Source organism: Pseudomonas sp. LS_2 (genome assembly GCF_042709235.1).
Classification (GTDB): Bacteria; Pseudomonadota; Gammaproteobacteria; order Pseudomonadales; family Pseudomonadaceae; genus Aquipseudomonas.
The window spans coordinates 1-11746 of the sequence record NZ_JAVAYC010000053.1 but is presented as its reverse complement, the minus strand read 5'-3'; the positions used below and the strand labels follow the sequence as shown (position 1 = coordinate 11746).

9 protein-coding genes are annotated in these 11746 nt (G+C 64.5%); 7 read left to right on the top strand and 2 right to left on the bottom strand.

Translation table 11 applies throughout. The features are described from left to right. Positions 1 to 251 precede the first annotated feature (251 nt). Positions 252 to 875: an NIPSNAP family protein gene (locus RAC97_RS24275; protein WP_375102161.1), complete on the bottom strand. Its 624-nt coding sequence runs from the start codon at positions 873 to 875 to the stop codon at positions 252 to 254. A gap of 58 nt (positions 876 to 933) precedes the next feature. Continuing rightward, complete coding sequence (locus RAC97_RS24270; protein ID WP_375102162.1) at positions 934 to 2214, bottom strand: OprD family porin; 1281 nt, start codon at positions 2212 to 2214, stop codon at positions 934 to 936. A 929-nt stretch (positions 2215 to 3143) separates the two neighbouring features. Here RAC97_RS24270 and RAC97_RS24265 point away from each other — a divergent pair. From RAC97_RS24265 to RAC97_RS24235, 7 genes are all read left to right on the top strand, one after another. Beyond that, positions 3144 to 4292, top strand: a complete 1149-nt coding sequence (locus tag RAC97_RS24265; RefSeq protein WP_375102163.1) for an ABC transporter substrate-binding protein — start codon at positions 3144 to 3146, stop codon at positions 4290 to 4292. A gap of 99 nt (positions 4293 to 4391) precedes the next feature. Then, positions 4392 to 5429: a branched-chain amino acid ABC transporter permease gene (locus tag RAC97_RS24260; RefSeq protein WP_375102164.1), complete on the top strand. Its 1038-nt coding sequence runs from the start codon at positions 4392 to 4394 to the stop codon at positions 5427 to 5429. Further along, positions 5426 to 7225 (top strand): ATP-binding cassette domain-containing protein, encoded by a 1800-nt coding sequence (locus RAC97_RS24255; RefSeq protein ID WP_375102165.1) that lies wholly within the window; start codon positions 5426 to 5428, stop codon positions 7223 to 7225. Before RAC97_RS24260 ends, RAC97_RS24255 begins: the two co-directional genes overlap by 4 nt. Next, positions 7225 to 8016: an ABC transporter ATP-binding protein gene (locus RAC97_RS24250; RefSeq protein ID WP_375102166.1), complete on the top strand. Its 792-nt coding sequence runs from the start codon at positions 7225 to 7227 to the stop codon at positions 8014 to 8016. Before RAC97_RS24255 ends, RAC97_RS24250 begins: the two co-directional genes overlap by 1 nt. Before the next feature lie 53 nt (positions 8017 to 8069). Further along, positions 8070 to 9056, top strand: a complete 987-nt coding sequence (locus RAC97_RS24245; RefSeq protein WP_375102167.1) for a ketopantoate reductase family protein — start codon at positions 8070 to 8072, stop codon at positions 9054 to 9056. A gap of 14 nt (positions 9057 to 9070) precedes the next feature. Further along, positions 9071 to 9838, top strand: coding sequence for a class II aldolase/adducin family protein (locus tag RAC97_RS24240; RefSeq protein ID WP_375102168.1), 768 nt, complete (start codon positions 9071 to 9073; stop codon positions 9836 to 9838). 25 nt (positions 9839 to 9863) lie between these two features. After that, complete coding sequence (locus tag RAC97_RS24235; RefSeq protein WP_375102169.1) at positions 9864 to 11417, top strand: methyl-accepting chemotaxis protein; 1554 nt, start codon at positions 9864 to 9866, stop codon at positions 11415 to 11417. The last annotated feature ends 329 nt before the right edge of the window (positions 11418 to 11746 follow it).

The following is an 11746-nucleotide window of genomic DNA, read 5'->3' as shown; positions in this document are numbered from 1 at the left end:
GCGCCGAAGGGCGCTGCGCGCCATGGCCCTCCAGACGCCTCCGTTCGGCCTCCTGTAAGTCGCAATTTGTGTCGTCTGGACTGTTGCGCACTAAGAGCAAGAGCAAGAGCAAGAGCAAGAGCAAAGGCAAAGGCAAAGGCAAGAGCGGGTGCGGGGCGCTGCGCGCTCGCTGGAGAAAAGCTCATGCCTAACGAAAAAAAGCCCGCAAGAAACCTGCGGGCGCAAGTGGAGCGTGGAGGTATAACGCAGAATCAGTACAACGGCGAAAACCCCGCCGGCAGGTAAAGCGTGGAATGCATCTCACGTAACAAAGGCCCAGAATTCTCCGGCGGCCAAACCCCATCCTTCACCGCCCGCGCCCGCACATCCAACCGCTGCTCCTGAGTCGCATACGGCCAGATATGCAAGTACCGCGGCGTACGCCCATCGGTTGCGTAGAACGCCGCATACACCGCCGAGTACCCCTCGCCAGTACGAGGCCCGATGGCCGTCTCCCACCCCGCCATGCAAGCCGCCAACCCCGAATGCACCAGGTTGTACTCGCGCAGCTCATAGAAAGGCCCATGCCCCCCAGGCGCCAACGGCTCCAGGAAGGGAAACAGCGTGTAGTTCTCAACCTTCATGTCCAGCAGATATTCCTCGACACCAAAGGCATCAGGCGCCAGCAAGAAGCGCTCACGCTCGGCCTGACGCGCAGCCTCGTCGACAAACCCACGCAGTACCGCGACCTGGTTGAGCGGCCCGATTTCCGAAGCCCAGCAACCCATCAAGGTGCAGCCTGCAGTCGCCTGCGCCAGGCTATGCCGCAGGCGCTCCATGGCCAGCGCCGGGGTGCGCACCCGCACGGTGAAGGTAATCAATTCGTAGAGTCGCATGTTCGTCTCGCACACAGCGCACAGGCAGGCCGGCACCAAAGCCGGCCTGCCAGGCGTTCTAGAACTTGAAGGTGTAGGTAGTGATCAGGCGGTTTTCCTTGTAGTCGGCCCCCGAAGCACTGCCATTGCCATAGCGCGTCTTCACATCAATGTTGCGCCACTCCAGCCCCACGCCCTTGAGTGGCCCGCTCTGGATCACGTAGCCAAGGACGATATTGCGCTCGCTCTCGACGTTCTCATCCAACGCATTGTTGCCACGGTCGATACCCGTGCCACGCATGTAGCGCGTCATCAGCTTCAGGCCCGGCACGCCATAGGGCGCGAAGTCCAGGTCATAGCGCAGCTGCCAGGAGCTCTCGTTGGGTTTCACGAACGCAATGGTCGACCAGTTCACCAGGTACGGCTGCGGCGCATAGCCATTGAGCGTTGGGAAAGTCGACTCGCCCAGCATGCGCTGGTAACCCACGCCAATGGCATGGGCGCCCTTGCGCAAGGTGGTCATCACGCCATACGAACTGTTGTCGATGTCGCCGTAAAGCGCCTTGCCGTCCTTGCGGTTGTCGAAGTAGCGCAGGTCGGTCTTGAGCCCATAGCCGCCCCCCAGGTCGGCGTTGTAGGTACCGCCCAGGTACTGCTGCTGGTAGATGTCTTCCAGTTCGCCATAGAAGTACGTTGCACTGAGCGACGGGGTGAAGGCGTAGGTGGCGCCGCCGAAGTTCAGGCCATCGCTGCGCCGCTGGATGTCCGGGCCGTTGAACAGGTACATCTTCTCGCGGTTGGACGACTCACGGCTGCTGATCTCGTTGAAACGTCCGGCGGTGAGGGTGAGCTTGTCGATCTCCTTCGACTCCACCAGGAAGCCGTGGTAGGTGGTGATCAACTGGCGCGAATCGTCGTAGAACGCCACCGGCAACGTTGGCCGGTGCTCGCCGATCTTAAGCTCCGTCTTGGAATAGCGGATCTTCGCGGTAAGGGCGGCACGGCCATAATCGCGTACCTGCTCGCCCTTGCTGTCGTCGTAAGGAATGATGGTATCCGGGCCGCGACCACCGCCGCCGTCGAGACGGTAGGCATATTGTGCGGACACATCCAGGCCGAACTGCACAGGCCCTTCGGTATAACCGGAAATCGCGCGGAAGTCGAAGCCCTGGGTCCAACTGCCAATACGTGACTTTGGCGCATCGCTTTGCTTGAAATCACGGTCGATGTAGAAGTTGCGCAGCCCCAGGCTGACTTGCCGATCGTCAAAGAAATCCGCGTGGGCGAAATTCGGCGCGAAGAGCCCCATCAGGCCTGCGGCAGCAACGCCGCCGACCAGCCCGTTCTTCTTCTGGAACATGGACTTGATCCTTTCTTACATGCGCTCGCAGGCGCATTTGAGTGGGAGCAGATTAATGAACGAAGTACGTGTTGGCAGTTAATCCGCAGTGTTGTTTTTATAACCACTTACTGCAAAAAGGTCGTAGCAAGGCCGTTGCTTGGACGTGAAGAGCACCTCTTTATTGTTTTCATGGGCGGGCACCGGAGTGGTGGGCGCAACACTGCCCCTGCCAGTGGACGCTCCTGTCCTGGTTGCCTACCTGTCACGGGCAGCAGCCCGCGTGGGAAAAGAATCGGAATAATTACGTGAAAAGTCAATTGAATTATCACTGGAAAAAGTGTGTAAATTCGGTGCACTTTTTCAACCCATCGCTACATAAGCGTGCACTTTGGTAACAACACCCCTGAGCACCGTCATTCCTTTGTAAAGAGAAAAATCCTTTTAAATCATTACATTGTCTCTAAATCATGAAAAACCTGACTGCGCCGACGAAAATATCGACCTCAGCGCTGCCGGAGAAAAGTGGCCGATAATCGAACAGAAAAACACGTTTACATCAGAAAAAAATCACTTAAAAAAATAAAAAAACAGCTCAAAAAAAATCGATTTTCCGCACCTCAAAAGCCCTCCCCCAGAGAGGCTGCGCCCCACCTGCGACGCCGCCTGGATGGCTTTTCGACCCCACGCCAAGTAATGGCCAAATGCAGCCAGCCAAGCCCCCCGCGAAGCCCCCTGCCAGCCGCCGAAAACGCCTCTGGGCCACGCTGGTGCGGGGTTTTCTGGCACGGGAGGTGCAAAAGATCCTTCCAGTCAGGTGGGTAACCCGCCGGCAGCGCCCTCCCAGGCGCAAGAACAACAAGAAGGCAGCCAGCCACTGCGTCGACCCAATCTGTAGACGCCCTCGTGCACCACTGCCTCTTCAACAGCCTTGCAACCCGGAGTACGTCATGCACTTCAAGAAAGCCGTGTCCACCCTGCTCCTGAGCGCCGCTTGCCTTGCCCAGGCACAAGCGGACGTAAAAGTCGGCGTCATCACCTCCTCCACCGGCCCCATCGCCCTGGTCGGGCTGCCGCAGAAGAACTCCATACCGCTGCTGCCTACCCAGGCCGGCGACCAGCAAGTGAAGTACATCGCCCTGGATGACGGCAGCGACCCTACCGCCACGGTGAAGGCCCTGAAGAAACTCATCAGCGAAGAGAACGTCGACGCCATCATCGGCCCCAGCGGCTCGCCCAACGCCATGGGCGTGATCCAGTTCGCCGCCGAGGCTGGCGTGCCGCTGCTGGCCCCGGTAGGCACCGCCGCGGTGGTACTGCCGATGACCGAACAGAAGAAGTGGGTGTTCAAGACCACCCAGAACGACGACCTGATCGCCAAGGCACTGGTCGAGGACATGACCCGCCGCGGCGTGAAGACCCTGGGCCTGATCGGCACCGCCGACCCCTACGGCGAGAACTGGTCGAAGGTGATGGGCGCACTGGCCTCCGAGCACGGCATCAAGCTGGTCGGCAACGAACGCTTCCAGCGCCAGGACACCTCGGTCACCGGGCAAAGCCTCAAGCTGCTCGCCGCCCGCCCGGATGCCGTGCTGGTAGCCGCCCCCGGCAGCTCTGCGGTACTGCCGCAGACCACCTTGTTCGACCAAGGCTACCGTGGACAGATGTACCAGACCCACGGTGCCGCCCTGCCAGACTTCCTCAAGCTTGGCGGCAAGAAGGTGGAAGGCACCATCCTCGCCGCCAGCCTGATGCTGGTACTCGACGAGATGCCCGACAGCCACCCGTCCAAGGCCATCGCCCGCGAGTACGTGACCGCCTACGAGAAGCTCAATGGCAGCAAGCCAGCCACCTTCGGCGCCAACACCTACGACGCCGGCCTGCTGTTGCAGAAAGCCATCCCGCAGGCCGCCGCCAAGGCCCAGCCTGGCACGCCGGAGTTCCGCGCCGCACTGCGTGACGCCCTGGAGGCCAGCCACGAGCTCGCCGCAACACAAGGGGTCTACAACATGACGCCGACCGACCACAGCGGCTTCGACGAACGTGGCCGCGAACTGATCCAGGTGAAGAACGGCACCTGGACCCTGCTCGGCAAGTGATCGCCCGCGCCAGGCCCTTGCCCAGGGTCCACCCGCGCCAAAGGCGCGGGTGATATCCGGCAGGCCTGTGCGCTCCACACCGCATCAAGAGTTACCACTATGAATTCCCAGATAGCCCTGCTGCTCGGCCAGGACGGCATTACCAACGGCGCCATCTATGCACTGCTGGCACTGTCGATCCTGCTGGTCTTCACCGTCACGCGCATCCTGCTGATCCCCCAGGGTGAGTTCGTCACCTACGGCGCGCTGACCATGGCCGCCCTGCAAGCCGGCCAGCCCACCGCGCTGGTGTGGCTGCTGCTCGCCCTGACCTTGGCCGACTGCGCCATGGACCTGTTCGATGCCATCCGCGCCCAGCACGGCTGGCGCTTGCCCAGGCGCATCGCGCTCAAGCTCGGCTATGCCCTGGGCCTGGTCGGCCTGCTGCGCACCTTGCCGCTGGCCGAGCTGCCCATGGCCCTGCAAGCGCTACTGACCCTGGCCCTGGTGGTGCCGCTCGGCCCACTGCTGTATCGCCTGGTGTTCCAGCCGCTGGCCTCGGCCAGTTCCCTGGTGCTGCTGATCGTGTCGATCGCCGTGCACGTGGCCATGGTCGGCATCGCCCTGCTGCTGTTCGGCCCCGAGGGCGCGCGCACCGCGCCGTTCTCCGAGACCGGCCTGACCCTGGGCCCGGTGACCTTCAACAGCCAGACGCTGTGGGTCATCGCCGTGTCCCTGGCGCTGATCATCAGCCTTTACCTGTTCTTCGAACGCAGCCTGTACGGCAAGGCCCTGCGCGCCACGGCGGTGAACCGCCTGGGCGCACGCTTGATGGGCATCTCGCCGAACCTGGCAGGCAAGGCCACCTTCACCCTGGCGACCTTCATCGGCGCGCTGTCGGGCATCCTGATCGCACCGATCACTACGCTGTACTTCGATTCGGGCTTCGTCATCAGCCTCAAGGGCTTCGTCGGCGCCATCATCGGCGGCCTGGTGAGCTATCCGGCGGCCGCCCTCGGCGCCTTGGGCGTAGGCTTGATCGAGGCGTTCTCGATGTTCTGGGCCAGTACCTACAAGGAGATCATCGTCTTCACCCTGATCATCCCGTTCCTGCTCTGGCGTTCGTTTACCAGCCGTCACGTGGAGGACGATGAATGAAACCGCGCTACCTGATCCTTGCCTTGGTGACCGTGCTGGCCCTGGCGCCCGCAGTACTTGCGCCGTACTACGTGACCCTGCTCAACTACATCGGCCTGTACACCCTCGTCGTGCTGGGGCTGGTACTGCTGACCGGCGTGGGCGGCATGACCAGCTTCGGCCAGGCCGCGTTCGTCGGGCTCGGCGCCTACACCAGTGCCTACCTCACCACCGTGCAAGACTTGCCGGGCTGGCTGGCCTGGGCCAGCGTCTCGCCGTGGCTGACCCTGTTGGTGGGCCTCACCCTCACCGCCATCGTCGCGCTGGTGCTCGGCGCCCTCACCCTGAAGCTGTCCGGCCACTACCTGCCGTTGGGCACCATCGCCTGGGGCCTGTCGCTGTACTACCTGTTCGGCACCCTTGAGTCGCTGGGCGGCCATACCGGCGTCAGCGGCCTGCCGAGCATTTCGCTGCTGGGCTGGAGCCTGGACAAGGGAGAGAAGATCTACTACCTGATCTGGGCCATCCTGTTGTGCGCCATGCTCATCACCCAGAACCTCCTGGACTCCCGTGAAGGCCGTGCCATCCGCGCATTGAAGGGCGGCCAGCTGATGGCCGAGTCGATGGGGGTGAACACCTTCCGGGCGAAAATGGTGATCTTCCTCATCGCCGCCTTGTTCGCCGCGCTGTCCGGCTGGCTCTACGCCCATACCCAACGCTTCGTCAACCCGACCCCATTCGGCCTGCACATGGGCATCGACTACCTGTTCATGGCGCTGATCGGCGGCGTGGCCAGCGTCTGGGGCGCGCTGCTGGGCGCTGGGGTGCTGACCATGCTCAAGCAGTGGCTGCAAGACTTGCTGCCGCAGCTGCTGGGCAGTACCGGCAACTACGAAGTGATCGTGTTTGGCATTGCCATCGTGCTGCTGATGCAACGCGCGCCGGGCGGTTTGTGGCCGCTGCTGCTGCGCCTGGCGCCCCGCGCCTGGAAACCGGCCAAGGCCGCTCGCCACCTGGAGGACGCCGCCGAACTACCGGTGCGCGAGGCTCCGGCGCCTGGCGAGGTGCTGCTCGAAGCCCGCCACGTTACCCGCCGCTTCGGTGGCCTGGTGGCCAACAACGACATGAGCCTGCAAGTGCACAGCGGCGAGATCCTCGCCCTGATCGGCCCCAACGGCGCCGGCAAGAGCACCTTGTTCAACCAACTCTCGGGGGTCGACACCCCGACCTCGGGCGACGTGCTGTTCCGTGGCCAGCGCATCAATGGCATCCCCTCGCGCAAGGTGGCGCGAATGGGCATGAGCCGCACCTTCCAGCACGTCAAGTTGCTGCCGCAGATGAGCGTGCTGGAGAACGTCGCCCTCGGCGCCCATCTGCGTGGAAGCAAGGGCGTGCTGGCTGCCGCCCTGCGCCTGGACCGCGCCGAGGAAGCCCGCCTGCTGGCCGAAGCGCGGCGCCAGCTGGAGCGTGTGGGCCTGGGCGAATACCTGCACGTGGAGGCGGGCAGCCTGGCCCTGGGTCAGCAGCGCATCCTGGAAATCGCCCGTGCGCTGTGTGCCAACCCTTGCCTGCTGCTGCTCGACGAGCCCGCCGCCGGCCTGCGCCACAAGGAAAAAGAAGCCCTGGGCCTCTTGCTCAGCCGCCTGCGCGGCGAAGGCATGGCGATCCTGCTGGTGGAGCACGACATGGACTTCGTCATGGGCCTGGTCGACCGGGTCGTGGTGATGGAGTTCGGGCAGTGCATCGCCTTCGGCCTGCCGGCCGAGGTGCAGAAGAACCCGGCGGTGCTGGAAGCCTATCTCGGAGGTGCGGAGTGATGAACATGCCGATACAAGAACCCAAGCGCCCGGAGAACCTGGCGAGCAACCCGGTGCTGGAAGTGAACGACCTGTGCGTGGCCTATGGCAAGGTCGAGGCGCTGTCCAACGCCAGCCTGCGGGTCGGCCAGGGGCAGATCGTCACGGTGATCGGCCCCAACGGCGCCGGCAAGACCACCCTGCTCTCGGCGATCATGGGCGTGCTCGGCTCCCGTGGCCGGGTGGCCTTCGATGGCAGCCTCGAAGCGGTGCCGGAAGTGGAGGTGATGGTGTCGCGCGGGCTGGGCCTGGTACCGGAGAAACGCGAGCTGTTCAGCAGCATGAGCGTGGCCGACAACCTGCTGCTGGGCGCCTTCCAGCGCCACCGTAGCGGCCACCGCGACCACGAAAAGACCCTCAAGGAGGTATACGAGCTGTTCCCGCGTCTGTGGGAGCGCCGTGAGCAGTTGGCCGCCACCTTGTCCGGTGGCGAGCGGCAGATGCTCGCCGTGGGCCGCGCGCTGATGGCCAAGCCCAAGCTGCTGATGCTCGACGAGCCAAGCCTGGGCCTGGCACCGCTGATTACCCGGGAGATCTTCCGCATCATCACCACCCTGCGCCAGCAGGGCGTGTCGATCCTGCTGGTGGAGCAGAACGCCCGTGCCGCGCTGCGTGTGGCCGACTACGCCTATGTGCTGGAGACCGGCCAGGTCGCCATGCAGGGGCCGGCGGCGCAACTGGCGGATGACCCACGAGTGATCGAGTCGTACCTGGGCCTGGCCAGCAAGCACCAGGAAATGCTCGCTACCTGAACTTGCGGCGCCTGCCCTCGCGAGCGGGCGCCTGCCTTCAAGGAAAGATACCCATGACCCAACCAAGCCCCCTGCGCGTCTGCATTGCAGGCGCAGGTGCCATCGGCTGCACCCTCGCCGCACGGCTGGTCGCCAGTGGCCAGCCGGTCAGCCTGCTGGCCCGCGGCAAGACCCTTGCCGCACTGCGCAGCGACGGCATCCGCCTCAGCGACCTGGACGGCGAGCACCACGTCGCCGTGACTGCCAGCGACAGCTGCGAGCAACTCGGTGAACAGGACGTGCTGTTCATCTGCACCAAGGCTCCGGCCCTGGCCGGCCTGCTGCCGGACCTTGCCCCCCTGATCGGCTCCAACACCGTGGTGGTACCGATAGTGAACGGGGTGCCGTGGTGGTACTTCCACGGCATCGAGGGCCGCTTCGCCGGCCGCCGGGTCGAGGCGGTCGACCCCCAGGGCGCTCTCAGCGAAAGCCTCGACCTGCGCCATGTGCTGGGCTGCGTGGTGTTTATCACTGCGCAAAACCCAGCCCCCGGCGTGGTGCAGTCGAGCAACCCGCACCTGATGATCTTCGGCGAACCGAACGGACAGATGAGCGAGCGCCTGGAGCGGGTGCGCGCGCTGGTCGCCAGGGCCGGTATCGAGGCCCGCGCCACCGAGCGCATCCGCGACCCACTGTGGACCAAGATCATCGCCAACCTCACCTCCAACCCGTTGTCGGTGGTTACCGGCGCGACCCTGGCGCAGCTGTACAGCCAGCCCGGTTTGCAGACGGTGGTGCGCAAGGTGCTCGAGGAAACCCTGCTGACGGCGGCCGCCTATGGCGCCCGCATCGACTTCGACCCCCAGACGTTCATGGAACTGGGTGCCGGCATGGGCGAGGTGCGTACCTCCATGCTGCAAGACCATGAACAAGGCCGCCCGCTGGAACTGGCCGCCATCGGCGATGCGGTGGTGGAGCTGGCCGGCTACCAGGGCCTGCACATGCCCACCACCCTCGACATCCTCAGCCTGGCGCGCTTTCGCGGCGCCCCTGCCTCTTGAACAGGAAGCCTCACATGACCCAGCCGAACGACTTCATCCAACCCAGCCATTGCAGCGACCAGGAATGGGCGCAGCGCGTCAAGCTCGCCTACTGCTACCACCTGGTGGACTACTTTGGCTGGACCGAAACCATCTTCAACCACATTTCCGCGCGCCTGCCCGGCCCCGACCACCACTACCTGGTCAACCCGTTCGGCCTGAACTACACCGAGGTGACGCCGGGCAACCTGCTCAAGGTCGACCTGCACGGCAAGAAACTCGAAGACTCGCCGTACGACGGCAACCCCGCAGGCTTCGCCCTGCACAGTGCGGTGCATGGCGCACGTGAAGACCTGCATTGCCTGATCCACACCCACACCACGCCGATTTCCGCCGTGGTGCAGAAGAAGCGCGGCTTCACCCACGACGACTTCTACGGCGCGCAGTTGTATGGCCGCGTCGGCTACCACACCTTCGAGGGCATCACCCTGTTCGACGACGAGAAGGCGCGGATGATCCAGAGCCTGGGCGACAAGCACGTGCTGGTGCTGCGCAACCACGGCATCGCGGTGGGCGAAAGCACCATCGAGAAGGCCTTCTTCCTGCTCTGGACCGTGCAGCGCGCCGCCGAGAACCAGTGCGCCGCCGGTGCCCTGGGCGGCGAGGACAACCCGCTGGAGGAAGGCATCGCAGAGAAGTGCGCGGGCCTTACTGCCATGCTGATCCGCGAGAGCGGCTTCGCCACCAAGTTCTATGACGCGATGGTGCGCAAGATGCGCGCCGAGCGGTCCATGGCCTGGTAACCGGTCGCTGCCAAGGAGTCGTGCCATGCAAGCCCCTGCTTCCGTTTCCGGGTTCGACGAGCCCGCCATCTCCCGGCTCGACCCGAAGGGCGCGCTGCTCAGTTGCAACGCTGCCTACCAGGACATGACCGGCTATGCCGAGCAAGAGCTGGTAGGCAAGCCCCATGAGCTGATCAACGACCCGGCCATGCCACCGCAGCTGCTGGCCAGCATGTGGCAGGCGCTGCACGCCGGGGTGCCGTGGACGGCGCCGGTGGTGGGCCGGCACAAGCAGGGTGGGCGCTTCTGGCGCAACCTGTATGTGGTGCCGCTGTTCGACGAGGGCAAGCTCTCGGCGCTGGGCACCGTGTACCAGCCCATCGAAGCCCCACAGGCACGCCGGGCAGAGGCGTTGTATGCGCGCCTGACTCGCGGCCAGGCGCCCTGGACGTTTGGGCAGCGCCTGCTGGCCCTGCTGGCCGGGCATGGCCTGCAACTGCTGCTGGGCCTGGCGCTGCTGCTGGCCACCGTGCAGGGCCTGTTGCCTGTGGCACTGGGCGCGGGTTCGCTGGCGTTGGCCGTGCTGGCTGGCGCACAACCTGCCCTGCGCCAGCGGCGCCTGGCGCGCGACCTGTTGGCCCTGCACCCGCACGCCTACAGCGACCCACTGCTCGCCCCGCTGTATGGCGAGCAAGCCGGCAGCACCGCCTGGCTGGCGATGGCCATGGACAGCCAGCGCGCCCGCATGACCACGGTGATGTCGCGCATTTGCATCAACAGCGTGGTGTTGCGCCAACAAGCGCAGACCTCCGCCGATGTGGTCGAGTATTCCGCCGAGCAACTGGACCACCAAGTGCGCGAAACCGAGCAGACCGCCGCCGCGATCAACCAGATGAGCGCGACCATCCAGGCGCTTTCGCGCAACCTGCAAGACACTGCCCAGGCCGCGCAGAACGCCGACCAGCTGGCCCGCGACGGCGAGGGGCTGTCCGACGACAGCCAGCGCTCGACCCAGTCGATGCGCACGTCGGTTGCGCAGATCAGCCAGGCGGTGGGCAGCCTGGCCGAGGCCATCGCCTCGATCGGCAGCATCACCGAGGTGATTCGTGGCATCGCCGAGCAGACCAACCTGCTGGCACTGAACGCCGCTATCGAGGCGGCGCGTGCCGGCGAGTCCGGGCGCGGCTTCGCCGTGGTGGCCGACGAGGTGCGCAGCCTGGCCTCGCGCACCCGCGAATCGACCGAGCAGATCCAGCGCTCCATCGAAACCCTGCGCCACGACAGCAGCAACGCCCTGGCCACCGCCCAACAGGGCGAGCAGGCGGCGCAGAAGGTGAGTACCGACGTGGAGCAGACCCGTCATGCCCTCACCCGTATTTGCGCGGAGGTGGCGCAGATCAGCGGCATGAGCTTGCAGATGGCGGCGGCTATCGAGCAGCAGGGGCAGGTGGCTGAGCAGATCAACCAGCAGGTGGGTGAAGTGGCCAATGCTACGGAGCGCACACGGCAACAGGCTGGGCGTACGCGAGAGATCAGCCAGGCGCTGCACCAGTTGGCGGAATCGCAGTTGGGGTTGGCGCAGCGGTTCCTACGGGGGTGAGGGCGTTGCGCTTAGTAGGTTGCAGGCTCAAAGCCAATATCTGCGAAGGCTCCTACAGAAACCTGGGCCTCGCCCTACTCCCCCTGTAATCCCTGAAGAAATACCCTACGCCAACTGTCGAGCGTCGTCTGATTGTGGTGGGAAACCCTGCCCTCTAGGCTCGCCCGGTCGCTGAAGGGTTCGGTGATCGGGTATGGAAACCTGTTCAGTCCCATGATGCTGTCGTTACGGCAGTTGTGCGCGGGAGGCCGCAAGGCCTGCCGGGTTTTCATGGGCCCTGGTTTTCCACCCCGCGTGCAACTGCCACCCTTTTCGTGTGGAAACGGACG

Bases quoted from the DNA above. Each gene is read 5' to 3' on its own strand.
- RAC97_RS24265 (WP_375102163.1), top strand. From the start codon at position 3,144: ATGCACTTCAAGAAAGCCGTGTCCACCCTGCTCCTGAGCGCCGCTTGC.
- RAC97_RS24245 (WP_375102167.1), top strand. From the start codon at position 8,070: ATGACCCAACCAAGCCCCCTGCGCGTCTGCATTGCAGGCGCAGGTGCC.
- RAC97_RS24255 (WP_375102165.1), top strand. From the start codon at position 5,426: ATGAAACCGCGCTACCTGATCCTTGCCTTGGTGACCGTGCTGGCCCTG.
- RAC97_RS24275 (WP_375102161.1), bottom strand. From the start codon at position 875: ATGCGACTCTACGAATTGATTACCTTCACCGTGCGGGTGCGCACCCCG.
- RAC97_RS24270 (WP_375102162.1), bottom strand. From the start codon at position 2,214: ATGTTCCAGAAGAAGAACGGGCTGGTCGGCGGCGTTGCTGCCGCAGGC.
- RAC97_RS24260 (WP_375102164.1), top strand. From the start codon at position 4,392: ATGAATTCCCAGATAGCCCTGCTGCTCGGCCAGGACGGCATTACCAAC.
- RAC97_RS24250 (WP_375102166.1), top strand. From the start codon at position 7,225: ATGAACATGCCGATACAAGAACCCAAGCGCCCGGAGAACCTGGCGAGC.
- RAC97_RS24240 (WP_375102168.1), top strand. From the start codon at position 9,071: ATGACCCAGCCGAACGACTTCATCCAACCCAGCCATTGCAGCGACCAG.
- RAC97_RS24235 (WP_375102169.1), top strand. From the start codon at position 9,864: ATGCAAGCCCCTGCTTCCGTTTCCGGGTTCGACGAGCCCGCCATCTCC.